The 25,370-nt window shown below is 33.8% G+C and carries 25 protein-coding genes; all 25 read right to left on the bottom strand.

Annotated elements, in window-relative coordinates:
- Positions 1–54 precede the first annotated feature (54 nt).
- The gene (locus IGL17_RS13485) at positions 55–1,131 is read right to left on the bottom strand and encodes a hypothetical protein (protein WP_438724640.1); all 1,077 of its coding nucleotides are present in this window, start codon (positions 1,129–1,131) and stop codon (positions 55–57) included.
- Between the two features lie 78 nt (positions 1,132–1,209).
- The gene (gene mobP2 / locus IGL17_RS13480) at positions 1,210–3,387 is read right to left on the bottom strand and encodes a MobP2 family relaxase (protein ID WP_438724642.1); all 2,178 of its coding nucleotides are present in this window, start codon (positions 3,385–3,387) and stop codon (positions 1,210–1,212) included.
- On the bottom strand, positions 3,380–3,784 hold the full coding sequence (locus tag IGL17_RS13475) for a hypothetical protein (protein WP_016622190.1): 405 nt from the start codon (positions 3,782–3,784) through the stop codon (positions 3,380–3,382). Before IGL17_RS13475 ends, mobP2 begins: the two co-directional genes overlap by 8 nt.
- Entirely contained in the window at positions 3,781–4,059 is a 279-nt protein-coding gene (locus IGL17_RS13470) for a hypothetical protein (protein ID WP_438724644.1), read from the bottom strand. The genes IGL17_RS13475 and IGL17_RS13470 overlap by 4 nt, the downstream gene beginning before the upstream one ends.
- 394 nt (positions 4,060–4,453) lie before the next feature.
- Complete coding sequence (locus IGL17_RS13465) at positions 4,454–5,395, bottom strand: hypothetical protein (RefSeq protein ID WP_438724645.1); 942 nt, start codon at positions 5,393–5,395, stop codon at positions 4,454–4,456.
- A 5-nt stretch (positions 5,396–5,400) separates the two neighbouring features.
- On the bottom strand, positions 5,401–6,039 hold the full coding sequence (locus tag IGL17_RS13460; protein WP_242384647.1) for a hypothetical protein: 639 nt from the start codon (positions 6,037–6,039) through the stop codon (positions 5,401–5,403).
- A gap of 97 nt (positions 6,040–6,136) precedes the next feature.
- A complete protein-coding gene (locus IGL17_RS13455) occupies positions 6,137–6,463 on the bottom strand; it encodes a type II toxin-antitoxin system PemK/MazF family toxin (protein WP_014862335.1) in 327 nt (108 codons plus the stop codon).
- Positions 6,463–6,696, bottom strand: a complete 234-nt coding sequence (locus tag IGL17_RS13450) for an AbrB/MazE/SpoVT family DNA-binding domain-containing protein (protein ID WP_014862336.1) — start codon at positions 6,694–6,696, stop codon at positions 6,463–6,465. The genes IGL17_RS13455 and IGL17_RS13450 overlap by 1 nt, the downstream gene beginning before the upstream one ends.
- A gap of 103 nt (positions 6,697–6,799) precedes the next feature.
- Entirely contained in the window at positions 6,800–7,885 is a 1,086-nt protein-coding gene (locus tag IGL17_RS13445) for a lysozyme family protein (protein ID WP_438724647.1), read from the bottom strand.
- Positions 7,882–9,036, bottom strand: coding sequence for a DUF3991 domain-containing protein (locus IGL17_RS13440; protein ID WP_438709924.1), 1,155 nt, complete (start codon positions 9,034–9,036; stop codon positions 7,882–7,884). Before IGL17_RS13440 ends, IGL17_RS13445 begins: the two co-directional genes overlap by 4 nt.
- 19 nt (positions 9,037–9,055) lie before the next feature.
- Positions 9,056–9,232 (bottom strand): hypothetical protein, encoded by a 177-nt coding sequence (locus IGL17_RS13435; protein WP_165442590.1) that lies wholly within the window; start codon positions 9,230–9,232, stop codon positions 9,056–9,058.
- A 1-nt stretch (position 9,233) separates the two neighbouring features.
- Entirely contained in the window at positions 9,234–11,783 is a 2,550-nt protein-coding gene (locus IGL17_RS13430) for a trse protein (RefSeq protein ID WP_438709939.1), read from the bottom strand.
- A gap of 79 nt (positions 11,784–11,862) precedes the next feature.
- Positions 11,863–12,243 (bottom strand): DUF5592 family protein, encoded by a 381-nt coding sequence (locus IGL17_RS13425; protein ID WP_014862341.1) that lies wholly within the window; start codon positions 12,241–12,243, stop codon positions 11,863–11,865.
- Between the two features lie 14 nt (positions 12,244–12,257).
- Positions 12,258–14,225, bottom strand: a complete 1,968-nt coding sequence (locus IGL17_RS13420; protein WP_438724649.1) for a pLS20_p028 family conjugation system transmembrane protein — start codon at positions 14,223–14,225, stop codon at positions 12,258–12,260.
- A complete protein-coding gene (locus IGL17_RS13415; protein WP_438760359.1) occupies positions 14,215–16,761 on the bottom strand; it encodes a type IV secretory system conjugative DNA transfer family protein in 2,547 nt (848 codons plus the stop codon). Before IGL17_RS13415 ends, IGL17_RS13420 begins: the two co-directional genes overlap by 11 nt.
- A gap of 102 nt (positions 16,762–16,863) precedes the next feature.
- Positions 16,864–17,763, bottom strand: coding sequence for a hypothetical protein (locus IGL17_RS13410; protein WP_438839753.1), 900 nt, complete (start codon positions 17,761–17,763; stop codon positions 16,864–16,866).
- 154 nt (positions 17,764–17,917) lie between these two features.
- Positions 17,918–18,253 (bottom strand): hypothetical protein, encoded by a 336-nt coding sequence (locus IGL17_RS13405; RefSeq protein WP_438724655.1) that lies wholly within the window; start codon positions 18,251–18,253, stop codon positions 17,918–17,920.
- Positions 18,254–18,340: 87 nt separating this feature from the next.
- Positions 18,341–19,816, bottom strand: a complete 1,476-nt coding sequence (locus IGL17_RS13400) for a hypothetical protein (RefSeq protein WP_438724657.1) — start codon at positions 19,814–19,816, stop codon at positions 18,341–18,343.
- Positions 19,817–19,884: 68 nt separating this feature from the next.
- On the bottom strand, positions 19,885–20,439 hold the full coding sequence (locus IGL17_RS13395; RefSeq protein WP_289867737.1) for a hypothetical protein: 555 nt from the start codon (positions 20,437–20,439) through the stop codon (positions 19,885–19,887).
- A gap of 115 nt (positions 20,440–20,554) precedes the next feature.
- Complete coding sequence (locus IGL17_RS13390) at positions 20,555–21,694, bottom strand: hypothetical protein (protein WP_289867736.1); 1,140 nt, start codon at positions 21,692–21,694, stop codon at positions 20,555–20,557.
- Between the two features lie 5 nt (positions 21,695–21,699).
- Complete coding sequence (locus IGL17_RS13385; protein ID WP_014862348.1) at positions 21,700–22,035, bottom strand: hypothetical protein; 336 nt, start codon at positions 22,033–22,035, stop codon at positions 21,700–21,702.
- Positions 22,025–22,246: a hypothetical protein gene (locus tag IGL17_RS13380; RefSeq protein WP_014862349.1), complete on the bottom strand. Its 222-nt coding sequence runs from the start codon at positions 22,244–22,246 to the stop codon at positions 22,025–22,027. Before IGL17_RS13380 ends, IGL17_RS13385 begins: the two co-directional genes overlap by 11 nt.
- A 29-nt stretch (positions 22,247–22,275) precedes the next feature.
- Positions 22,276–23,106 carry a hypothetical protein gene (locus IGL17_RS13375; RefSeq protein WP_438724660.1) on the bottom strand — a complete coding sequence of 277 codons (831 nt, stop codon included), beginning with the start codon at positions 23,104–23,106 and terminating at the stop codon, positions 22,276–22,278.
- Between the two features lie 771 nt (positions 23,107–23,877).
- Positions 23,878–24,732 carry a hypothetical protein gene (locus IGL17_RS13370; protein WP_438724662.1) on the bottom strand — a complete coding sequence of 285 codons (855 nt, stop codon included), beginning with the start codon at positions 24,730–24,732 and terminating at the stop codon, positions 23,878–23,880.
- 31 nt (positions 24,733–24,763) lie between these two features.
- A complete protein-coding gene (locus IGL17_RS13365) occupies positions 24,764–25,312 on the bottom strand; it encodes a hypothetical protein (protein WP_057086818.1) in 549 nt (182 codons plus the stop codon).
- Positions 25,313–25,370: the final 58 nt, after the last annotated feature.

Below are 25,370 nucleotides of genomic sequence, written 5' to 3'. Positions count from 1 at the left end.
CACATATGATTAGTCAAGCAGGGAAATTTCATTTTATGCTACAAAAAATACTTTTTAAAAAGATAGTCCTTGTTCCATCTCATGCTGAGCCACTTTTTGTTCAGTTGCAGCAATTCCTAGTTCTTCTTGTAAATATATATTCTCCTCCTGTTGTTGTTCATATGCCTCCCACATTTCATTTTCTATTTCAGCTAATTCTTTAGCTTCTTCATCCTCTTCAAGTAATCGCTGTTCAGTTTCTTCTTGTGCTTTTTCTATATCTTCAAGTTTTGTTAAGTCATATCTTGACTGTAAATCTTCCCAAAATTCTTTATCGTCTAATTCCATAATATTTTCTTCTAATTCGATAGAGGCCTGTTTTACTTTTTCTTCTAATATTTTCTGAGAATTCGTTTCTTCTATACTTTTTTTCCAAAATTTTTCTGCTTCAGGAGATAGTTTCGCCATATATTTTTCTGTGTAAGCATCAGCAAGACGAATACTTCCATCCATTAAGCTTTCAATCAATTCTTCATCTAATGCCCATTTTGACACCTCATACTCTGCTTGTTGCACATAAAAACTATGTCCATTAATATGATATTCTTCATACTCATTTCCCATTTCATCATACGTATAATAACTTTCATGAGAAATAAAGCGAACATATTCTTCAATGTATGGTCTTACTTCTTCTGGAAGAGGTTCTTTTGTTTCTCTTTCAAAAACTTCAGACATTCCTTCTGATGTTTGAATCGGTACATACTTTTCCTGTTCTTCTGAAATAGAACTTTCTAATTTTTCTATAGAAAATCCTTCTTGTTCAAATTGCTGCAACATTTCTAATTGTTCTTCTGAGTAATTATTGGTTTCTAATGTTAATACCGTTTGCGTTTCTGGTACGACTTGCACTAGTTCGCTCAAAACCATCGAATGATATTCAGGGTGATATCTATCAATTGACGTGTCTTTAAAAAAGGCTTCAATAGACCCATGATCTACATCTCTAATATAACCACCTCCTCCCTCAGAATAACCATTCCACATTGAACCATCTTGAAAAACATAAATCGCTTGACGAATATTGCTTGTTTTTTCAAATCCTTCATCGTAAAAATCTGAAAAATCAAAATTAGATACTTCTTTTTGCATATTGTTTCCTCTTTTCTTTTTGATAAATAAAAAAAAGAAGATAGCTTCAGCTATCTTCTAATACACAATGGTTGCTTATTAAAAAATCATTTCTGTACCGATTGAATGTTCTAACTCTCGATACGCCTTTTCATTTAAGTAATTTTGTAAACTATTTTGGCACGCTTTCCGTAAATGATACATCTGTTTTCGAAATTCATAATCACTTTGTTTCGAGTGATTCTTATTGAATCCTACATTTGTCGAGCGGAATGCCGAAGGTTGCTTTTTGGACAATACACCTTTTTCTATCGTTTCATCTTTTTTTCGTTCTTTTATAGGAATCTCTTCTGTCTGAGAATAATCATAAACCTTCTTTTTTTCAAAACGAAAACTCTCTTCTCCTTCCTTTTTTAGGCCAATTAATAAAATAGGCTTGTCTTTTTCTGACTCTTTTATTCGACGATTCTTCAGTTGCCAACGCTCTTCTCCTAACACATACGTTGCTTCTGGTTTTTGGTTCAAAATTGACCGTTGGTTTGTACTTGAATAATTTTCTAAGTTGCTTTTTATCTTCTTAGAAGGCCCTTCATGCATTGACACATATTCCGCACGATTGTTGCTAGGTAAGATAATCTTTTTCTTTAATTTTCCATGTTCAAATATACTCACGGGTTCTGCCAAATCCTCATCATTTACTTTATGGAAATAAACCCCTCGCTTTTCTTTAATAGCGGTTTCTTTTTCTAATTCCATTTGACGTATAATATTCTGATTTCGCTCTTCTCTTGTAGCTTCACGGTTTTCAAAAAAACGATTCAACGTGCCTAATGCTTGAGTTAATGGTGTTTCTTCTTTTTTTGCCTCTGTTTGTTGATCTGTTATCTGTTCTTCTTCGTTATCCATTGGCTGCTCTGCCTCTAATGACGAAAACATCCGTTGCTCTTCTTCTGTCCACTCTTCTTTATTTGTGGACAGCTCTGAGAGAGGCTTTTCACTTTGTACATCAATTAAAGATTCTGATTCTTCACTTGGCATAGAAGCCTCTAACGACGCATAGCCTTCAGAAAAGCCCCCCTCCTCTGTTACTATTTGTTGTTCTGTTAAAAATTGTTCGTTTGGACTATCTCTTCCTCTATTTTCTTCTTCAATTAATGCTGACAAAGAAGCAGTTCGTGGTGTTTCTCTGAATAATTCAGGGTGTTTTTTTGCTTCGGATAAAATTAAGTTTCCTATACGAGAATACAAACTATTTTTTCCGTAAAGTTGTTGATCATAATACGTAGGTTTATTTCTTGGATTCCCATATACTTCTTCATAATCATCAGAAATTTGTTTTAAACGTGGAAGAATTTTATCCATCAATTCTTTGCCATCAGTTTCTAGAAATAAATCAATTAATCGGTCCAATTCTGGTTTAAAATGGTGGCGCTCCGCAAAACCATATTTCCAAAAATATTGATTGCGAGGAAGTTTTTCCATGAGTTGAACAAAGCGTTGTTCATACTGCCCTTGTGTGAATTGTTCCTGACACGATTCTGCTAATCTTTTTTGATAATCTAGGTAGGTCTGCAATGACAATAATTGTTCTTTATTTTGCATTAATTCATTCACGAAAGCACGTTTTGTCGCTGTGATATTTTTTTGCGCAAATTTCCCTTTATATTGCCAACCTGATTTGTGAGGCTCTGTTGGATGAATATAATTAATCCATTCTCTTGTCGGTTCTTTTTCAACATAACCTACGTGAACATGAAGGTTATCTGTGTTGTAGTGAATGGCCGCTGTCCATTCACCTTTCAATCCTTCTTTCTTTTCCAATTCAGCTACGGCCTTTCGAGTAGCTTGGTAAATATATTGCGCTTTTAAATGATTGGTTTTCTCATCTAAGTAACCTTTTTCAATTAACCATTCATTACGAAAACTAAAGACTAATTGCCATAAAGGTGAGCGATTTTCTTGTGCCTCACTAAAGTATTTTTTCATTCGGTGAACTTCGTTTTCTGGTGTTTGATCATAATTTTTTGTAAACAGTGCAGAGGTTTTTTCTGGATTCGACATATAATCGTTATAAGTCGAAAACATCACTTCTCCTCCGCCATCAATAGCAGAAATACTGTCCATAAAATTTTGTGTAGAAAAAGCATTAAAACGATCGAATTGTTCATTACGAGTGGCTTCATTTCTTTCCATATAATCCAAGTAAGCTTGATACGTATTGGAACCAGGCATAACAAACGCACTCGTCAAGATAATGCCTGCTGTTTTCTTAGTCATTTCTTCCCGTCACTTGAGAATATTTCTTTTTATTAATCGCTTCTGTTTTTCTACTTTCTTGTCGTTTTTTTACTAGCTCTTTCGCTTCAATAAACGCTGCATGTTCTTCCCCTTCTTTGATTTCTAGTTGCATAAAATCAGTCATTGCATTGAATAAAACCATAAATAATTCTGTCCGCTCTTCAATCACCGAAACCATTTTTTTCGTTTGATTTTGTGTGGCCAATAATTCATCAGATTGATTCATCGTTGTTCGTTCAGAAATATCCAATAGGAACTCAATCGTATCTCCTAAACTATAATGTAATTTGTCTGCCAACTGATCCAACCGTTCTTTCGTTTTTGCTGACATATAAATACTTGTTGATTTCTTTACTTCTAAAGTGTTTTTCGTCATTTTTCATTCTCCATTTCGTCAAAAGTTTTTCCTGGTTCAAGCATTTTCATTGCTAAAATTTCCATGCCCAATTGCATCGTTTCAACTACATCTTTTGTAAAAGCTTGATAACGAATTTCTGTCTCTAATTGAAACTCTTCATAGGCAATTTTTTTCAGAATGTCACGTAACATTTCATCTCGTCCACTGTACCCTTTTTCCTTTGCTACTTTTACCAAACGTTTACACGTTTCTTTATCTATATCTCGTATTGTTAACACCGTTTTTTCTGACACTTTTATCACGTTCCCTTCCATTTTTATTTCTGTCCCCTTCATATTATTTTGTGGTACCTTCGTTATTTTTCTTTCTAGTTCTGAGCAGTTTGCTTAATCGCCACTCTTCTTGTAAGAGCATAAGGGGAAATGGGGGACACACAGGGTGTCCCGCCTTGCAGTGCAAGGCTTTCCGGTGTAGTACATTTTTGCCCACTCATAATACATTCATACTACATACATGCTACATTCATAATACATATATACTACATTTCTAATAGATACGTATTTATTGATTTTACAGTAATTGTGCTTTTGACATACTACATTTCTAATAGACACATACTACATTCATACTACAAACATAATACATTTCTAATAGACACATACTACGTTTTTAATAGGTGTAAAATGATTAATTATTTGTTATTTTATTTCGCTTTTCAGCTAATTTTTCTGCTTTTTCCTCTAATAATTCTTGTTCCTCAGCTATCTTCTTTTTGGTTTCTAAATAGGTTTCTTTTTCTCTTTCCAACCCTCTAACAATTTCTTCTCCATCTTCTTTTTCCTCCCCAACTTTATAGAACAATTCTTGTTTTTCAGTAGCTATTTTTTCTTCAATTAATTTCATTTCTTCATCAATTTTTTTACTGTTTTCCGCTAATAATTTTTGTTGTTTTCCTACCTCTTTTTCTTCAATTTTAATGACCTCTAATTCATAATTTTCTTTTGGTTTTTCTTTTAAGTCAGGACTGTTTTTACTTTTTCTAACGTCCCAATAAAACGTTGTTTGTTGCGATTGATTCTTTTGTTTTTCTTCTGCTTCCTCTTCAATTTGTTCGATAGAAGTTGGCGCTTTTTTCTCTTCGTTGTACCCAAAATCAATAATAATTTCTTTCCATTCTTTGGGTATGCCATTCAATTTCAGTAAGTAGTAACCCGTTGAAATTTCTTGTAAATCGGTTTTTATTTGTTGCTTACTTTTGCTTTCTCCTGCGAAAGCAACATAATTTTTATGCACCTGGTCGTTCCCATCTTCTATAGAAAAAAGAACTTCTCCATACCCACTATCCTCATTTACTTTTCGTGATAAAATTTCAACTTCACTAGACCCGATTTTTGTTTTACTTGCCACGCCAATTCCTGTATCTAACATAGGGCTATCATCTTTAAAAATACTTCTTGAAAAGCTAAAAAATAGATACCCACAAATAGTAAAAACACACATCAAAATATAAAATTTTGAGGCATGTTTTTGTAATTTTGACTGTATTTTACGAGGCTTTTTTTCCTTCGATTGGACTTGTTCTCGAAATGTTTCAATACGTTCTTGCCATTCATTTATCTTGTCAAACATTCGTTTCACTCCTTAGAAAAATAGCTAGTAGGAAAATCTCGTGAAGCAATTTGTTCTTCAAATTTTTTTATTTTCCAATGATTATTTTCGTCTTTTTCTAACGTAAATTGATCGATATATTTCACATCAAATGCTTGCGCACTTCCGTGTTTCGTTGAAACAACCAGACAACCAATCATTCTTGCTTTACCAGTAATGCCATCAAGCTGAACATAGTATTGTTCACTTACTGTTTCTTGTTCAATTCGGAAGCTATCTTTGTAGTCATCTACCCAAGCAGGACGTAACGTTTTTGCTAATTTGGGTTCACATATTTCCGATAATTTTTTTAATTTTTCTTCTGCCGTATCGGTAGAAATATCATAATAGGCTTTCCTAAATTGTTCTCCAATCGCTTTTAAATTTTTATATTCTCTATGTGAATAAGTATGTTTCGGAATCGGAACTTCTCCTGCTGTTCCGTTAGCTTTTTTCTCCTTTAACGACTGTAATTCTTCTTCTAATTGCTTGTTTTTTTCTTCATAGTTTTGCATGATTTTTGTTTCTTGTGGTGCCAATATTTTCTTTGTATAGAAGAAGGTTCCTCCTATCCCTAATAATAAACCACAACAACCAATCATTAACCATTGAGGCATTGATTTCATTATTTTCCCTCGCATTCTTGTATTTTTTTACAAAAAAAAGCAACCTAAGAATTCTTTCTTAGATTGCTTTTTCCTGTCTATTTTATTAACTCTGTACTCAAATAAACATACCTATGACTTCAATAACATCAATCCATGTTAATACATCACATTGCTCTATTTTTTCTACATTTCTATTCGTATAATCCACCGAACGCAATTGATGTGTAACAACGTCTCCTGCAATTTTTTGTGGGTCTTTTATAGAAATATATGTCCCAAAGCTTCTTTTAGAAGACGTTATGGGACAGACCAAACAAAAACCTGTCCGTTCATTAAATTCATCTTTACTGACAACCAATGCAGGTCTTCGTTTTTTTATCTCTTTACCTTTAGAAGGGTCAAAATCTAACCAAATAATGTCACGCTGTTTTGGTGTATACATTAATATTCTTCCCCTTCAAGCTTCATAGTGTCCCATTCTTTATCTTCTTCTGTTAAAGACTCTCTAAAACCTTCCCACGCTTCTTTCTTTTCAAAAATATCTTCTTTTTTAGGTTTTAGAATATACGTGTCACCTACTTTAAAAATAGTAAAGGCTTCCCCAACTTCTGGAGAGATATCTTTTGGGAAAATTGCTCCTACAGAATTGCCGATTTTTCTTGCGATGGTTTCCATTCTTTTCAGCTCCATTCTTTAATTTAACAAAGTTTAACTCAATTTAATTCAATTGTCAAAAAGAATGAATAGTAATTTCTTATAAAAGAAAAATACAACTTATTTACTTGTTTTTTCGCACAATACTACGGATTTTCGTTATCGAATAGGTACGATTATACTTCGCTACTATTCGTCCTTTTTCGGAATTTTGCTCGTAGGTAGTAAACGATTGTCCACCGTCTGAAACACTCGCTATTACGCCTGTATGCCCCCATATTTGAGGAGTTAATATTCCTCCTGCGTACCAATTAACAATGTCTCCTGCGCGCAAATCTGACGGCTTAGGGTCAATAATTACTGACCATCCATATGCTGGCCAATCGTAATCTTCACCAATTCTTTCTGCATACTCAAAGCCACTTCCTCGTAATTGTGGGCCTCCTAATTTTTCAACATAATAAGCGGTCAACATGTAACACTCTCCGCCGTAAAGTTCCTGACCTAAAACAGATTCTAAAACCGCTAAAGAAGCCCCATTTCCACCATTCGCAACCCCTTGTTGCATACTATTCACGTACTGATACACTAATTCTGCATAAAACATATTTCCATAAGCATAGCGCCAATTTCCATGAGAACTTGCTATCGGATTCGTATATGGAACCTTCAATCCATTCGCTTGCTGTCTAGCAAATTCTACGCCTGCATCAAACGTATATGGACGATTATTAGCATGTAACCAACTAAGAAAACCTCCGCCATAGTTATATGCTTGTAAGGCTGCTTTTCTATCTTCTATGCCATATTGTTTTGCTAATTGTAAAACACTTTTGTAATGGATAATTCCTTGCCGAATAGACTGTTCAGGATCAGTTATTGAGTTGGGCGACAATCCCGCACTTTCACTTGATTGAAACGGATCGCCACCTCTTCCTCCTGATTCCACCATAATAATGGCCAAAAGATAAGGAACTTCTTCTGAAACCCCCATCTCTTTGGCAATTCGCTCAACAATTGGTTTTAACGCTAATACTTCTGCTGAAAGTCCTTGATTTTCTACAGGAGAAAGATTTGTTTTTTCCTCTTCTTCAGTACCTATTGCAAGCATGATAATATAATTTATTTCTTGAGCAACAGACATTGTAACTAAAGCTATACTTCCTAATAAAGCAACGATAAGAAAAATTTTCGCCTTTAAACCTCTCATACCGACACCTCTTGATACTGTACAGCCTTTTGTTGGTTATATAGTTGTTGCGCTTGCTGTTGTTCTTTTTCCTTCAGTTCACGACTGGCAAGACGCCCTGTTTTTTGCATTTCTAAGACTTCATTGTAATCTCCTTTTTCTATCGCTGTTGGCAAGTATAAAGTTAACTTAGTGTTTTCTTTCATTTCAGCATTTTTACTATAAGTACCATGCACGTTACTCACTAATTCTTTTCCAGCTTCATCATTATTTACAGCTAACACGATCCTTCCAATAGAACAGTTCATCGTATTGGATAAATCACGACACGTTCGCCAAAGGGTTTCTTCTTTTAAACCAGACAATGAAAGGAAAAAGCTATTTTTAGGCAAATATTCTTTATCTAACTCATACAACGATAAAGATTCTATTGGACTTTCTGTCACATAAAGTGTAATAGGTTCTTTAAAATCAACATTTTTGGCAAACAAAAAACCACGTTGTCCGTGGCTATTTAAAGCAATTCCCTTAAAATATTTTCGTTCTAAATTAAGGTCATTCTCTTTCGTTTTTTTTATTCGCTTTGCCAATGGTCGAGCATAGGTTCCTTGCACATCCGCTCCAACCACTGTTCCCATTTTACCTTTTCCAATATCAGAAAATTTAAAAAGAATGTTGTGGCGATTGTCTGAACTAATCATTTGTTTATCTACAAATTCTTGAATGGTTTCATCAGATAAATAGCGACTTCTTAAATAATCCCAGCCTTTTTCATCTAATACACCTGTGTCATAATTTCCTGTGATTGAAAGCTTATCTAAGCGAAATGCTTCTTGTCGTGGTTCTTGTTGTTTATTTGCTGTTTTCGTTGTCGTGTATCGTTTCTGCTGATTAAATTGAAAGTCTAACAATTGACGCACTACTTGCTCGTAAGGCTCTTGATAATAAGTCATAACAAAATCTATCGCATTATCATACGAATTGATTCCTTGAGAATACCAATTTACGACACCTGTTTTGGCATTTGCTCGCATACTATCATGCAGTGTATGTTCTAAAAATTTGGAAGAAACTTTTTCAAAAGTTTCTCCTCGCTCTTGCATATACGCCAACATATTCGTGCGTCTTGCAATTGCTAACTGTTTTTGGGAGAAAACAGGAATGGTTGACATGTGTTTCCCTCCTATTCCTTTAAGAAACTAACCATGAACATAAAAGGTAAATAAAAAAGACAACTACTACCAGAAGGTATAGTCGTCTTGTTTCAAAACTTACAATCGTTTGATTCTTTTTTCCAAATACAATGCGCTGAACACTTTGTTTTATTTTTTTCAGTTTTCTTTGCTTTTCTACTACATTTTTAGCCATGTTACACCCCTCCATCAAAAATTTCTTTTTCCATAGCTGATAGACCATAACGGAATTTGATATTTTTCGCTCCCTTAATATTTAACAAAATATCGCCTTCCTCAAACTGAATAATATCTTTAATATCATAAACACTTAGTTGTTTCCCAAAGACTTTTCTTAATAATTCTTCGGAAGATTCATCTTGTTTAAACAAAAACCGATACGTAGATAATTTAAACAAGTTCACAACAATCTTTGAAATTTCCCCCATTTTATTGTCGCTATAGTCAGGAAATGCGTCGGCTATATCATGCATAATATACGTTTGACCAATCAATAATTTCCTTCCTTCACGATTGTAACGATCCAAAGCTTTTAACAACGTAAGATTTTCTGTGCGAATAGGGTTATGAAACTCATCTGAAGTAATATTGGAATAAATCAGCTCGTCTACCCGTTTTTTCTTACGGTCAAACAAATACTTCTCTCGTTGGCCTACACGAACGGTTTCACTAAATGCAGCGGTATATAAGTTGTAGTATTGGGCGTTATACGCAAACATATCTGATTTTACGAGATTTTCCATATTAAAGGTTACTAATTTCTTCTCGTAAAAATCAAACGTTGATTTTTGATTAAAAATGTCTCCTGAATCCGTAATAAACGATTCTAGTTTTTTTATTAACTCACTCAACGATTGCTTTTCAAACGTTTCAGATCGTCTATTGTATTCTTCTTTTGCATAAGTCAAAATATCAGAATAAATTGGATATTGTTCAGGATCATATTGGGTAATTTTACTTTCTTCCAAATGATGACGCTCCATATATTTTCGATACCCATCATTAAAAATTTGCTTTGCTTCTGTCATAGTGGGGCTGCCAAAATCAATGTTTTCAGCCAACCCAAAAACTAAGCGCATTTTGGTTAAATTTGTTTTTAACGATTGTTTTTCATTGGTCTGTTTTGTTTTTGCATCCACATCAGAGCGATAGATTTGGCAAGGATTTAAACGTACAAGGCTTGCATCGTAATAATCGCCACCTAATTTTTCTGTTAAGCGCTTGGTTTCATCACTCACATAAAAACCATAATGAATATTGTTATATTCCACTGCCTGTTTTAATTGCTTTTTGGCAGCCGTTGTTTTCCCAAATCCTTGACTACCTAGAATAATAATACTGTAAGATTTTCTCAAACTATCTTTATGTGTGGTAGATAACGCAACAACACCTGATCCATATAACGGATAGCCACTATAAGGCGCATCATAGTCAATGTGATTGGCATAATTAAACGCATAACTTCCTGCTAATGCCGTTCCTTTAATTTCTTTTCCTTTCCGTTTAATTAGCTTCATGCCTTCTTTAAAGCTTACAAAAGAAGCTCTAAATTGCCGTTCTGCTTCATCTAAGAAACAAGTTGCTTGAAATTGATTTTTTCGTAAATTTCGGTGAATTTCTTGTTCTCGTTCATTGAGTTTTTCAATACTTGATTCAGTCAAAATGTATCGTACATGAATTTCTTTTAAAACTTCAACCGATTCCAAAATACTTTCTACGGTACGGTCAAGTTGTTCATACTCTTTCCGAGCTTTTTTTCGTGAAATTTTGTCTTTTGACGAATACACACGATCTTCATATTCTCCTAAACTACGATTTAAATTTTGCTCGACTAGAGGATTATTGATATCAATCGTATGAACATCCAACGTGGTTAAAACGTTTTTCATACAAAAGATTTTTTCACCCCAAAAATTCGGATTATTCTTCGGTCGATAAATAACAAGGTTTAATACCCGTATGTAACCGTCCGCAATTTGTAAATCTTTTGAAGAATGCGGCTTGACACCTCCCATTGGCTGAATAGTTCCAATAAATAACGGATCATATCCTTTTTTATCTACTATTTTTTGTACAGAAGCTTCTCTTCCTGTTTTATCTGTTTTTTGATAAGGAATGCCCACAGGTAAAGGAGAACTTGGATTATATCGTCGAAATAAGAATTTGATTTTTTGTGTTAAGGTCATTGGATATAATCGAAATCCTGCACTTTGAGCTACCCGTATCTCTCGGCTAACCTCTTTTAATTCTTCTTCGTTATCTGCAAATATTTGAAGATAGACCGTATCAATTAATCGATTGTTGTCTAAATTCTCTAATACTTTAAGCGTATATTTCTGTTCCTGTTTTACTGCTGGACTTAATGCCCCCATCTTAAACCGACGAATGGCATAATCAATATTTTCCGACATATCAATTGGAAAACTGGTAAAAATGAATTTTACATCCTTGTGAATCGCTTTTAAAAAGACCAAAAAATCATTGATGGCTGCTTGTCGTTGCTCTAAACTTCCCTCTCGTGCAGAAGAGTCTTCAATACGATAAAAGTCTGTTACTCCTTTTTCTAAGGCAATACACTCTTCCGAAATAATGCGACGTTCTGCCATAAAACTTAATACGGATTTTTCTACTTTTTTTATCTTCTTTTTTTCTTTTTTCTTTTCCGTTGTATCAATTAACGCTGGTAACGCCTCTTCTGGTTGCAATAATGCATCTGTATCAATCATCAAATCATTTCACTTCCTTGTTCTAAAATACTTACATCATGAAACAAAAAGAAAGCAAAGAGAACTTCTTTGCTTTCTTTTATTCATTATATTCTTTCATCTCTTGTTCAATTTGCGAATCTTCTTCTAAAATCTCTTCTTCCGTAAACATAGGAAACTCTATTTCTTCTTCCTCTTGGAAAGATTGTTGGGCAATCGCATGATAGGTTTGACGATTTTTTGAAAGAATAAGCCACAATCGCTGATAATTCCTCACTCGTACATTTCCTACCGTTGGCAATAACCAATAGATTCCCATAATCATAACAAAAAGAAACGCAACAGTGCCTAGTGGGTTATAGGTTTTTTCTTGTAACCCTGTGGCTACCTGAAACAGAATAAACACACAAACCGCATCTTTTATTAAGAGTTTCCCAAAAAATTTTGCTTGTGTGAAAATCTCTTCTTGTATTTCATGCATACACTCTTACCTGCCTAGTCATTATTTTTTGAACGTTGCTCATTACGTGCTTGTTCTTTTAATGCTTTTCTTTGACTTAACCACTCATTTACTTCTTGACCAAATTCTTTGTTCCGTTGATAACGATCTACTTGATTCCCAATAGGATTTTTCATATTTTTTTGATACTTATTGGTATGGATCATTTCTTTCGCTTTTTTCTTAAACGGATTTTCTACTTTTTCTAAAGAATTATCTGCATTCTCTTCTCTTTCTGAAGCAGAAGAGCGGTCTGAGTTTCTCCTCTCTTTTTCATCAGGTGCTGTTGATTCACTTGTATCGCTAGAATTTTTACTTGCTGATTCTGTAGATTCATGGTCAGAAGTCGTATTCTTTTCACCAGTCTCTTCTGAAAAATTAGAAGAATCTTGTTCGTTTGCTGTCTTATCTGCTTCGCCAGTTTCATCAAATTCATCAGGAGAAGAGGAAGCATCATTGCCCTCTGAATTTTTCTCTTCCATATCTTCTTGATTCCAGTCATCCATATTTTCATGTTCATTTGATGATTTTTCTGTATCTGCAGACTCTTCCATATCAGGTTCTCCTGTTTCAGAATCTTCTCCTTCATTTTCAGAAGCATTTTTTGTTTCTGTATCTTTTGATTCTTTCTCTAAATTAGAATCTTCTGGTTCATCCTCTGGTGGTAGATCATCATTTGTTTCATCTGTATTCTTTTCATTATCCGTTTTGTTAAGGTTTGCGTCCTCATTATTTTTCTTACCTCTCATCAAACCATCAGCAAAACCTGCAGCACCAACAACTCCTGCAACCGTAGCACCTGCGGCTGTTTTAGCCACATCACCAACTTTATCAGCTGCACTTTTGGCACCCATACCCATAACAAACGAACCTGCAGTAGATAGTCCTGCATCAATACCTAATGTTTTTTGAACAATCGCTGGTCCGTCATACACAAACCAAGCACCACCAGCTACAGCAAACAATTTAGCCAACATAGACACATCTTTTGAAAACACGAAGCTATTGTAGTAGATAAACACATAATACATCGTAAAAATCGACAGCAACATGACAAACCCACTGATGATTTCCATAAACGCCATTTTTGCACGTTTCATATCACGAAAACTAAAAAAGACAGTTAATTGAGCCCAAATATTGTTAAAAGCAAGCTCAATTCCTAACCGTCCTACACGAAGCAGTGAAATAATTAAAGAAAACGCAAGAACACCCAATGTAACAATCATTGGCAACCAATCTGCTCGCCATCGATAATAAGCCGAGGTAAAGAATTTTTTCAGTAACCATCCTTTTATTCCTCCTCCACCGTCGTCCAATTCGACCGCTTCTTTTCCTTCTCCATTTTTCTTGTTTTTTAGTTCATAATTAAATACTTCCCCATTTTCCATTTCATCTGGATCAGATATTCGTTCATTGATATCAAACCAATCTAAATCCGTCAGTCGATTTTTGGGGTCAGGTTCTGTGGTCTTCCACCCTTTTTCTGCTAAAATATACGTGTCTATTATGTTGTCTTTTACTGTCGCAAAGCCAACAGCCCCTTGTGTCGCAGATAAACTTGTTTCTGTGGCCGTTACAATTTTTATCCCATCACGCATAATAGAAGGCAACATCAACGACATTAGCAACAACATCAAGACATTCATTGGAATATCTCTTGTTTGTTGTGATTTCCCTAAAAGTAGAACTAGCCCAATCATTAAAATAGCAACAGCTACCCCAAATGATTTAAAACTAATAAGCGTTTGAACTAGCCCACCTTCTCCTTTTAAAGAATCAGCATTGTAAAACCCAAAAAATTTTAACATTTCTTTTAATACATTCGTTAAGTTGTCTACAATCCATAATAGAACTGACACAATAAAATACAAGATGGAACGCCCAATATCTTTTATCATAGACGCAAGCGAAAGATAATCCGAAAACGTATCTAATGCTGTAAAAATTTCTTTAGTACTCATACGTTCCCCTCCATTCTTTCAATTGTTGTACAAAAACATTCACGGCTTTTTCTTCAAAATTAGAGAGTATACAACTAAAGTACGACCGTAAATTTCCTGTATCTGAAATAGTTTTAAGTTCCGCAAACGCTTTGTTGTTCCTTTCACCTGCAATATGAATCAACGAGGTCAAGCGTTTTTGTTGTTCTTCTGAAAAAGTAGTTTTTACTGATTGTTCAAGCTGGTCACCATATAATTTTTCTAGCAACGCAACCTGCGTTTGATATTTGCTTGTTTCAAAGAAATGCTTTTCTTGCACTTCTGGTTCAATCTCTTTCAGTGATAACACTTTATTTTCTTGTTGTTTTCTACGTTTTGGCTTTTGATACTCTGAAAGCAATGGAAGTGAAAGCTGTTCTGGAGCACTTGTCTGTTTTATTTCTTTAGGTTCTAACAACCAATTCAACTCTTCCAGCTCTAGTTCCATAAACTGATTATTTACAGGAATCTCTTCCCATGAAACTTTTTTCATTTTCCGATACTTATAAAAAGGGATTAAGTTGGTATCATTTTCATACGTATTAAAAATCGGATACTGATAAATAGGGTTTCCTTCTAAATCTCGGTGTTTATTAATACGCAAAATAATCGATTCCCCTTCACGTACACGTTCTAATTCATACGAAGCTAACAAATCAATTTTTTCTGCGCTTTCTGTCTCGGTTGCTTTTATAGACAGCGGATCTTTATGTCGTGTTTTTGAATAGTTCGACCGTTCACCTAAACGACCAGAAATATATTTATTCGTTTTATCTGAGGCTGTACGAATATACGCCAAATTCCCTGTATTGCCCAAAATGATATCTTTCGTATCCTCATCATATAAAGAAGCAAGTTGTTGCACATCTTGTAACACTAAATGAGAAAATAAACGTCTACTTAGTCCAGACGTCCATTTTCTTGCTAGATTTGAGATTGGAACGCCTAAGTTTCCTCCTTCTTCATAAATGAAATGCACATCTCGATAGCAACAGGAATCGTCTTCTAAATTACATCGATTAATCAATACTTGATAAATTTGATCGATATACATGACTCCCAACTGATTGTTAGACGTATCTGCATCACTTAACACAACAAATACCGCTGTTGGTTGTTCTCTATCAAAACCAATCAGTTCCATGTCAAAGCCATCATCAATCGCTGTCATTTTGGCATTTAACGTCATTAAAAACGGTTCTAAATCTCCATCAAAGTGCGTAATAATATTTCCCAACGTCACATGTGCTGGTGCTGAAGCAAAAATTGCGTCATAATGTCGTGTAGCTGGGTGTGTGCGAGGCAATTCACCAAAGAAAACGTCTAATTCACATTTCCCTTCATACTCTGCTAACAAACGCTTTAATTCACTCTCATCGTCTGTATATTTTCGTAAGAAATTATAGGATTTTTCTTTAACTTTGCGTTTTTGCATTTCATTAACAACCGTATAAATAGTGTATGGATTGACTTTACTCTTTTCCTCTTTTTCATATTCCTGGTCTGCTAAAGCTATACCGACACTAATAAATAACTTACGACAAGCTTTGGTCCAGAACCCACCATCTTTTCCTTCATTCACTTCTTGAAAATAAGAAAATGCTACTTGCGTAATGATTTTTTCTGCATTGGCCAATTGTTTTTCCGCTTGGATATTTAAATTTAACGCTTCGCTTTTATTGCCAGCTTGTTTCAACTGAACACTTTCTGCTTTTAATCGTTTGTAGTGTCGATAATAGTTATTAAACACACCCAAAACAGGTATTGGGTCAGAATAATATTGATTCATTGTATTAACCACTCGTATGCGATAGCCGCGTTTTTTTAAGGTTTCATACCATACCCTTGGCTCGTCTCCTTTAGTAGCTGTCATAACAAAAGAAGCCCGATTGCTAATCAATCGGGCTCGTGTCAATATATCAATAAATGGATCTACAAAATAAATACCTTTCCCTTGGCGTGTTCCTGCCAAAGTAATGCTATTCGAATCTGTAGTATCAACATAATAATAAAAAAGCCCTTGGGCTTTTTCACTAGGTGTTTGTGGTTTTCTTCCGACTGGATAGCCTGGTTTCCCATCAAAATAATCTTCTTTGTCTGTAAACATATGGACAGGAACAAGCTCATATTGCTTATTCATTCCTTCGACTGTCTCAAAATCCATCGTTCCTTGAACGTGTTCTTCTTCCAATGGTCGAAACGAGCTATACAATCGAAGCGTTGATACAGCTACCCCAACTAAAGAAAAAAGAAACAATAGAAGATACCATTGAGGATATTGTCCTATCGGATAGTAAAAAACTGCTTGTCTTAATGATACCCCTTGAAAAGCAAACAGTGATTGTTGGGTAATACTTCCCACCATTTGTATTAACCAATTTCCAAGAATCATTTCCACCATAAAGAAAATAGTCATACTAGGAATTAAAAAGCGACGATCTGCAAGAAATCGTAAATGATTTTGTGTGGCTTTTTCATAATTCCTTTTTTTATATTTTCCTCTTTCTTTTTTTCTCATAGGAACCTCCTATAATAAAATAAAAAAACAAACACCTTTCTATCAGTGTTTGTTTTTATCCATTTTTATCAAATAAGCAAAACTTCTTAAAGGACTTGTTCTTTATTCTTCTAAACTATATAAATCAACTCCTTCTTCACATATAACGACTCCTTTTGATAAAAGCTCCTCTTGATTTGAGAAAAGCTTCTTAGCTAATTCTGTCAATTTTATCTGAACAGTATCATTCAACTTAATATCTCTTATTTTTTCTGTTCCTATTACATCAAATACATTCATATCAATACATGTTTTTAATTGGTCATCAATCTCTTTTCCCTGTACATATACAGTAGAATTATTAAGAAGCTTGTCAATTTTTGTAACTATATCACTATATTTTTCTTTATTTATAAACAAGCGAATCATAAAACTGATTTGAATTAGCTCTTTTAAAAAAAAGTATTGCATTCCTGTTAAAACTAATTCAACCATTCCAAAAATAAATATCAGGGGAATTACTATTCGTTTATCCATACGTCCTAAATCAAAAACGTAAGAATAATAACTAAAATACACAATAAGTGTGGTCAATCCCCACCAAAAACATGAGTAATTAAACGTTTTTTTGTCAACATAAATTGACACTTTGTTATCCAACTCATCAAGTTTAAACCGTTTTTTATCAATAGTGATTTGCCTATTTCGTGCAATTATATAAAGCATAATAATCAGAATAGTTGCACAAATCATGGATAACCCCACATTTAATCTATCTGAATAATCAAAAGGAATTTCTGATCCCTTTAATAAAGTATTAATCATCGAAGGAAAAAATAACCAATCTTGTCTAAAAAAAGAAGAATATACTAAGTCTAATGAAGCAATTAACAAAGTTCCAAGAATAGTAACACCAAACTGCATAAGAATTCGGGCGCCATAGACATTTTTCAAAATGCATTTAACAACTTCCACACCTATACTTAACATTAGCAAAACTACTCCTATCTTAACAAATATCATTTTGTTTTCTCCTATTCTATCATAATTTTGCTATATAAAATGTCATATTTCTTACCAGAAAAAGGCTATTCATAGTAAAAAAGCAGAGAAAATAAAACTTTCTCTGCTTAAAATCTGAACCAGCACAAATGAAAAGTTACTAATACTTAACGAACTAAAAGAACAGTTCTCCTAAATTTGGAGAACTGTTCTTTAACATCTCTAAACAAGTCAATTCCAATCCTTTTTTTAAATCTCCTTCCATATAATTAATTAAATTATCTAATACACTTTTTATCCCCGTTTCCAAAAGCTCCTTTACTTCTTCCTTAGAGCTTCCCCACACAACAAATTCTGTAGCATTTTCATTTTCTTTTGTCAGCCCAATTGTCAAAATTTGTGTACCACTCGAGCCATTCATAATATTTTTTATTTCTTCAGAATGATTACCACTAAGTAATTGATAATCGTTTCCTTTAAAATACAAATAATATATTTTTTTCTTTACCATAGACTGTTTTCTCCTATTCTTTTACAAAATACATTTTAAAAAGCAGAGAAAATAAGACTTTCTCTGCTCAAAAAATGAAACAATCTCTTAGGCCATAGTAGAATCTGCACTTACAGGTTGCTCAGGGGTAGTTACTTCACTCGTGGTAGGTGCAGTTTCTGGTGTCTCTTGTTCTGGCACTTCAAGTGGGGTTGGCAATTGATTAAAGTCTGCTAACACTTCTTCTACCTTCTGATTTTGATTGGTTGTTTCTTCTACTAACTGATTAACAGAGTCTTGGGCTTGCGTTAATTTTTCTTCCGTTGTTGCTTGATTAGCTTCTTCAAACCCAGCTTCCACTTTTTCTATTGTTGTTCCTACCATATTTGCTGTTTCTTGTGCTTGAGATAACTCTGGTTGTACCTGTTCTGCTACTTCAGATGTTTCTTTCACTTCATTTACAGTTGTTTGAATCATGGAAACCGCTGTTTCCGCTTGTGGTTTATGTGTTTCTTCATATTGTTGTTTCATTGTATCTAATGATTGATTTACTTCTTGTGCTTCTGAAACAACTGTTTGTGCAGCTTCTGTTGACTGTGTTGCTTTTTTCTGTGCTTCTTGAATTTCAGTTACTTTTGCTTGTAACTTCGCATAAGTTTCTTGATAGATTGTTAGATTAATAGGCGGAATTTCGTTATTTTCATTTAACAACTGTTTAATTTGAGCCGATAATTCATTGTATTCTGCTACTAATCGATTTACTTCAGCTAAATGTTCTGTTGCTTCATTTACATTTGCTTGTGTTTTTTCTGTTACTTGATTCAATTGGTTTAATTTGTCTTGTACTTGTTGTAACTGTTGATTAATTGCTTGGGCTTGCGTATTTGCTGTTTGTAACTTATCTTTTGCGGAAGAAACCAACTCATCTAAAGAAGGTCCTGTTGGCTCTTCTGGTAATACTGGTTGCTCTGGTTCACTTGGAATATTTTGGTCAGGCGGTGTTGGTATAGACGGTTGATTATCTGGCAATACAGGTTCATTTGGTAAAATTGGTTTTTCTGGTAATACTGGTTGTTCCAATTCTTCGGAACCTTCAGGCTTTTCTACATTCGGTTTATTAGTTGGTTTTTCTGTTAAAGAAACAGCTGGTTTCTCCTCTTTAGAGAATACTAAAGGAACGACTTCTTGTTCTTTTTTCCTGGTTGCTTCTTTCTCATTTTGTACAGAAATCGCTTTTTCTAACTGATTCAGTAATTCGACTTTTGCTTTTAATGGATTAGCCACTACCAATGGTGCTTCATCCCTAACTAATGCCAGTGGATCGTCTGTTTTTGTTGCTTTTTTAGAAGCTTCTTTCTTCTGACTTTTTTCCACTTGTTTTTCCCAAGGTGCTTTTTTCGTTTCTGCAGACGGTTTTTCTTTACGTTCTTGGATTGTTTCTGTACCATTTGCTTTATGCACTGGCTCAGGTTCATTGTTTAACATAGCAAATGCTGCACCACAGCCTAACAAAGCGACTGCACATACACTAACAATTCCATACTTCATTTTTTTCTCATTGTTTACACTTACTTCTTTTGACATAGTTTTTCCTCCAATAAAAAAACGACAATCATTTAATGATTATCGTTTTACGTAGTATTTTATATTCTTTAACGTTCTAAGCCTCTAGAACGTCCTTTATTCATTACTTTATCTAATTTTTTAGTTAACTCATGGTTCTTTTGTTGCAACTGTTGATTCTTCTCAGTCAATTCTTCGTTTTTACGTATCAATTCTTCTCGTTCAGAAGCAAGTTTAGCATTCAAACGATTCGTTTCTTTGACTTCTTCAAAAATTCCTTGAATATGTTCCAATGAATCTTGAATATCTTGTTGACTATAGCTCAACAAACTTAACTTATGTTGCTCTTTTTGTTTTTCATTAAATAAAAATGTTGAAACCCTTGTTGTCTCTTTCATTATTTCTGATACGGTCTTATCTAACTTATGGACGTCTGAAACTCTATTTTTTTCATGAACAGAAAGCTTTTTACTTAAACTTTTTTGCCCATGCTTTAAATCTACATGATCTTTAGATAAGTCTTTATGGTCCCTTGTTAAATTTTTATTATCTCGTACCATTACTATCAAAGTTGCTACGATAGCACCAATAACCGACAAAATTCCACCCAGTTGTACCCAATCCATCACACTACTTCCTTTCACTTTTTTTCACCTCCAATTTTAGCAAAAAGGAATTTTGGGTTCTACATTCTTCTTATTACAAAAGAAAATAGCTTCAAAAGAATTCCACAATATGTATAGAGGATACCTGTCATTTTTACTCAAAGGTTGACTCTTCCCCTATTTGTTGTAAATTCTTTTTCCAGTCATCATAATTTTGTTGCGCTTCTTTTCGCTCAGCTTCTGATAACTTTTTATTTTCTTTATCTTCTGCATATTTTTTCATTAAATTTAATATGCTTTTTACTACTGAAATATCGTCTGATAGCTGTTTATTTGCTATTTCTTTATTGATTTTTTCAGCGGTTGAAACATTTCCTTCTCGCAAAGCCTTATATGCCTGAGTTAGTTCATATGCTTCAATTTGTTGGGTGAGCGTTTCATTTTTGATTGCTTCATTGATTAATTTAGCTTCTTCTAGCTTGCCTTGTTTTAAAAAAGCATAACCTTTCATTGACAAAACGTCTTTTTCTTGTGGTAACTCTTTAAGAGTTGTCACTTTTTCCCAGTCTTTTCGATAAAAAGAAAGATAAAATTGAGCCAAATTATCAGCGGCTTGTTTCGCTACTTCTTCCAGCCCCTTCTCATTTCCTTCTTGATACAACTGCTCAATCAACGTTTGTTCTTTTTCAGGATACTTTTCTAAAAGTTGTTGATAGTTTCCTTCCTGAAATAATTGTTCATAACTAGTATCTTTCTTTGCTACACTCGTATCATTTTTCAAGAAAAAGAAGGCACTTAATCCTATACAGCTAAAAATAAGCAACCCAATGCCTATTTTTTTCCATGAGACAAAAAAAGAAGGAAGAGAAACCTTAGAAAGACGTGGAACACGTCTTTCTGGTTTCTTTTTCTGAATCATTACTTTTTCAGACTTCTCTTTCTTTTTTTCTAAAAATTTCTGTTTCACAGAAAGCGGTGGTGTCTCATGAACCGTTGTAAAAGAAAGTTTTTCCAATAATGATTCTGCTTGTTCTGCAGACATTTTCTTTTGTTTTATCACTTGATTCAACTTTTTACGAATATCTTCTTCAAACGCATATTCCTCAGACATTTTTGTAAATGTCCCTTTGTAAAACGGCTCTCCAGCTACTTCCAATAATTGAAACGTCACAGTTTCTCCTTTTTCCATATACTGGGTAATTTCTAAAAAATCACTAAAAGGCAATAGTTCCAAGGGCGGCTGCTTTGCTAGAATTTCAACATTTGATGTTAAAATTTCTACTTCTACTGCCATTTCTTTTACCCTCCTAGCCAGCCCCAGATAGTATCTTTAATCCAGCTGAAATTAATAATAATGGCTGCACCTAGAAAGGCACCAAAGGCAAATCTTTTGGCCCATTGTGAAAGTTCTAATCCTAAAAAACGACAACCACCGTAAATTAAAACTGCAATACCTAAGGCTGGATTGGCAAATTTTCTAAAATTAGAACCTAAACCCGTTTCTACTCCTTTTAATGTTGATTCTACGTCCGCAAAAGCAGGCATCATCGTATTTACTTCAATCCAACCTAAAGCTAAAATCATTTGTAACACACTCGTCCAACGTGTCCACTTTTCTTTTACTTTATTCACCATTAGAATTCCCTCCATACATTTGATGTGGTTTTTGCTGATTCTCACGCTTTTTTCGTTCCAATTCTTTTTTCAATAATTGATCAATCACATCAGCTTGTTCATTCAAATATTTCTGATGTTGTTCATTTAGCCATTCTTCATAAGATTGGCCATTTAGAGCCATTAACGATTGCGCACGTTTTTTTATGACTCCATCAATTTTTACTGCCATATACTTGCCTCCTATTTTTTTATATGTGTTTAATACACGACTTGACGTTCTTTCGGTACGACTAATTCAAATGGAATTTCTAATTTTGCCAACCGTTCTCGTTCATTTGAAAATAAACAAGTAGGAACGCGCTTAACAAATTTTTTGGTAATGCCATAATTTTCATAGACATAGCCAAGCACTTCCATTTGGTCACCATTGACTTCTGGTTGTTTAATGGCAAGAAAATAATCAAAATGAAATAAACATTGTATCGGTGTTTCAAGCCCAATGTCTATTTCACTGCTTAACGTCCACAAGCTGCTTTTTTCCTCTTCAGCAGTTTCTAACGAAGAATAAGTTTTAATCCATGCTTTTCTAGCTGACAACCATTTATACCCTCGTTTTCGTAATGCTCCTTTAAGAGAAAAACTATTTCTAACCACCACACAAAGTAAGCCTTCTGTCTCTTTTTCTGACCATGTAGAAATTTCTCCATACACCGCCATTTCGTCATCTAACATTCCTGTATCAACCATCGTTTCTAATTCTTTCTTACTAATTTTTCCTTGATTGATTAATTCTGTTAGTAATTCTTTGCAGATACTTACTTCTGATTCTTCTGTGTCAAATAATTCTTGATTAACCACAACAATATGTTGAGCTAAAAGCTTTATGACATTTAAAGCAATTACTTCTGGAGGCCGTAACAAGTTACTTACCTCAATCACTCGTTCAACTGAATGATAAGTGCCTGTTACACGCTTTCGCTCTTTTGGTAAAATACGTATAAAAAAGTTTTTGTACGCATCTGCATCAAGATAAACTTGATCTAACAAATGTAGTAACCATTTTTTTATAGCTAGTTCTTTTTCGTTCATTTTCACCTCACCCCCTTTCAAAGCAACAAAAAAGCAAGTAAAAACTACTTGCTTCAAAAATTGCTTTATGTTATATAATAAATAGAAGGACAATACTCCTTTAATAATCCCTGTGACTAAGTCACAAAACAAAAAATACTCCTTTGGTGTCCAGTAGTTGCGGTACTGGACATTCTTTTTTTCTTGAAAAAAAAGACAGCATTTGTGGTATAAAAAAACAAAGAACAGTGTTATTTTCTGTTCTTTGTCACACTCAAGCGGCCGTTAGCGGATACTAACGGGCGTTTCTTTCTGGATCAATAGTCTACCAACAATATTTTCCAAAAACAGTCAATCAGTGGTCGATTGACTGTTTTTATCATAAAATTGACATCCTTTTCATTTGCATTATAATAAAAGGTGTATTAAACACTCCATCACAATCTATCTTGAAAGGCTTCGCATATTTTGTCGAGCCTTTTTATTTTTTATTGAAAAAGTTCTTTGGCTGTGATATAAAATAAAGAAGCGAGTAACTCAAACATCGTGTAAATTCGACGCAGTGAATTTACGACTGCCAGTCTAAAAGACTGGTATTTTTTATTGAATTTTTTTGAAGAATATGCTATATAAATAACATATACCTCAAAAAAATTAGATAATGTTTTCTAAACCGCTGTTGAAGCAATCAGTCATGATTGCTTCTCTTTTTTTTATTTCCTTTACTCAGAAGCTTCTTGTTTTAGAAACTATTAGCTTTCCACTTTTTAAGTACCTCTTTTCTTTTTATTCTCATTCACTAGCTTCTTCTAAAGTGAATGATGAATCATTTTCAAGCACACATTCTTGCACCGATAAACTTTTCGGTTCGATAATAGACCACTTTAATTTCACAGTAACAAATGTTTCTCTTAGATATTTTTCTACATGAGTATAAGCAGATTGTCCTTCTATATAAGCAGGTTGGTTTTCAAGCTCATGTTCAACTATTTTGAAATCAACTGGAACAAAAATCTGCTTAGCATAATCCGATGAAATAACTTGATCTTGAATACGTTTAGGAATAGAAGCAGCGTCTCTTTTTTCTCTATAATCTGTAATAACAGCTAAATGGTTTCTCGCTCTTTTCCAAAAAAGGTGAATCGCAAGAGTACTTAAAAGAAACGTTACTAAATTGGAAAGAAATGTAAAAATGAATTCTATTGGAATATCATCCAACGTTTGGATATTCGGAATTTGTTTTTGCCAAATTAAATAGACAAACCATACACAACAATAATTGGTAAATATTTTTACTAAATGACATAATCGCTCTCTTTTATAGTATGATTTAGACATGTCTACCATCAAACCTACGAAATGGATAAGAAATAAAATAAGTAAAAAACTACTTAACGTGGTGGCTACAGCAGTAAACAGCTGTTGTTTAGATATTCCCAAAATTTTATCTAATTCAAAATAAATTAGACTAAAATTCCAAAAATACAACAGACAGACTATCTTCGCAAGGTGTTTGATAAAATAAATAAGATTCATCCATTGAACACGATAAAATGCAGAACTTGTTAGGGTTGCTACACATTTATTTTTCGTTTCTTTCATTTCCCTTTTTAACTCGTTGAACATTTTTTTAACATCATTTTTCATTCGTTAAACCTTCTTCCTTTATACTTTCTACCTACGTTAATTCTACGCACTTAATAAGATCTAACATATCCTTCGGTGCATAAATCACATAAATCGTTCTTGATATATCAAACTTTTTACGTTTTTCTTCTAATACCTTATCTTTAAATTTCGCTTCCTTCACTTCAATAAATGGCTGCTTTTCTTCCGTTGCTTTATAAAAAACATTGTTTTTCTTTTTATCAACCTTTATCGTATCTGACAAATGATGTTTTACTAATCCAAAATCAGATTTCGTAAAATAATATAAATCACTACTTGTTTGAGTTTCTCCATTTTTTGTTACTCCTGAACTAAATATGAAAAAATTTCCTAATAATAAAGGAGAATTCCCTTTCGACCCAAAGATATTTAGTTCTTTATCAACTGATGACAATTCCTCAAATTTTTCTTTTTTCACAAGTTCATAGTTCACTGCTGTATCATCATAAAGCTTTTCCTTCAGCTCATATGATTCCATCTTTAAGTAACTAAACAATACAAACAAAGACATAACTAAAGTTAGAATAACAAATAAAACTACGGCTTTTGTATTCACCATTTTTCAAAATCCTTTCTCGCAGAAACAAAAGAAAAGCAGACACGTTGTCTGCTTTTCT

Source organism: Enterococcus sp. AZ088, from assembly GCF_051714845.1.
Classification (GTDB): domain Bacteria; phylum Bacillota; class Bacilli; order Lactobacillales; family Enterococcaceae; genus Enterococcus; species Enterococcus faecalis.
This window is presented reverse-complemented; position numbering and strand designations above follow the sequence as displayed.

Bases quoted from the DNA above. Each gene is read 5' to 3' on its own strand.
- mobP2 (WP_438724642.1), bottom strand. From the start codon at position 3,387: ATGACTAAGAAAACAGCAGGCATTATCTTGACGAGTGCGTTTGTTATG.
- IGL17_RS13390 (WP_289867736.1), bottom strand. From the start codon at position 21,694: ATGGCAGTAGAAGTAGAAATTTTAACATCAAATGTTGAAATTCTAGCA.
- IGL17_RS13460 (WP_242384647.1), bottom strand. From the start codon at position 6,039: ATGAAATCAATGCCTCAATGGTTAATGATTGGTTGTTGTGGTTTATTA.
- IGL17_RS13440 (WP_438709924.1), bottom strand. From the start codon at position 9,036: ATGTCAACCATTCCTGTTTTCTCCCAAAAACAGTTAGCAATTGCAAGA.
- IGL17_RS13375 (WP_438724660.1), bottom strand. From the start codon at position 23,106: ATGAACGAAAAAGAACTAGCTATAAAAAAATGGTTACTACATTTGTTA.
- IGL17_RS13365 (WP_057086818.1), bottom strand. From the start codon at position 25,312: ATGGTGAATACAAAAGCCGTAGTTTTATTTGTTATTCTAACTTTAGTT.
- IGL17_RS13425 (WP_014862341.1), bottom strand. From the start codon at position 12,243: ATGCATGAAATACAAGAAGAGATTTTCACACAAGCAAAATTTTTTGGG.
- IGL17_RS13410 (WP_438839753.1), bottom strand. From the start codon at position 17,763: ATGATATTTGTTAAGATAGGAGTAGTTTTGCTAATGTTAAGTATAGGT.
- IGL17_RS13435 (WP_165442590.1), bottom strand. From the start codon at position 9,232: ATGGCTAAAAATGTAGTAGAAAAGCAAAGAAAACTGAAAAAAATAAAA.
- IGL17_RS13465 (WP_438724645.1), bottom strand. From the start codon at position 5,395: ATGTTTGACAAGATAAATGAATGGCAAGAACGTATTGAAACATTTCGA.
- IGL17_RS13420 (WP_438724649.1), bottom strand. From the start codon at position 14,225: ATGAGTACTAAAGAAATTTTTACAGCATTAGATACGTTTTCGGATTAT.
- IGL17_RS13385 (WP_014862348.1), bottom strand. From the start codon at position 22,035: ATGGTGAATAAAGTAAAAGAAAAGTGGACACGTTGGACGAGTGTGTTA.
- IGL17_RS13475 (WP_016622190.1), bottom strand. From the start codon at position 3,784: ATGACGAAAAACACTTTAGAAGTAAAGAAATCAACAAGTATTTATATG.
- IGL17_RS13455 (WP_014862335.1), bottom strand. From the start codon at position 6,463: ATGTATACACCAAAACAGCGTGACATTATTTGGTTAGATTTTGACCCT.
- IGL17_RS13485 (WP_438724640.1), bottom strand. From the start codon at position 1,131: ATGCAAAAAGAAGTATCTAATTTTGATTTTTCAGATTTTTACGATGAA.
- IGL17_RS13415 (WP_438760359.1), bottom strand. From the start codon at position 16,761: ATGAGAAAAAAAGAAAGAGGAAAATATAAAAAAAGGAATTATGAAAAA.
- IGL17_RS13445 (WP_438724647.1), bottom strand. From the start codon at position 7,885: ATGAGAGGTTTAAAGGCGAAAATTTTTCTTATCGTTGCTTTATTAGGA.
- IGL17_RS13370 (WP_438724662.1), bottom strand. From the start codon at position 24,732: ATGAAAAATGATGTTAAAAAAATGTTCAACGAGTTAAAAAGGGAAATG.
- IGL17_RS13430 (WP_438709939.1), bottom strand. From the start codon at position 11,783: ATGATTGATACAGATGCATTATTGCAACCAGAAGAGGCGTTACCAGCG.
- IGL17_RS13450 (WP_014862336.1), bottom strand. From the start codon at position 6,696: ATGGAAACCATCGCAAGAAAAATCGGCAATTCTGTAGGAGCAATTTTC.
- IGL17_RS13405 (WP_438724655.1), bottom strand. From the start codon at position 18,253: ATGGTAAAGAAAAAAATATATTATTTGTATTTTAAAGGAAACGATTAT.
- IGL17_RS13380 (WP_014862349.1), bottom strand. From the start codon at position 22,246: ATGGCAGTAAAAATTGATGGAGTCATAAAAAAACGTGCGCAATCGTTA.
- IGL17_RS13400 (WP_438724657.1), bottom strand. From the start codon at position 19,816: ATGTCAAAAGAAGTAAGTGTAAACAATGAGAAAAAAATGAAGTATGGA.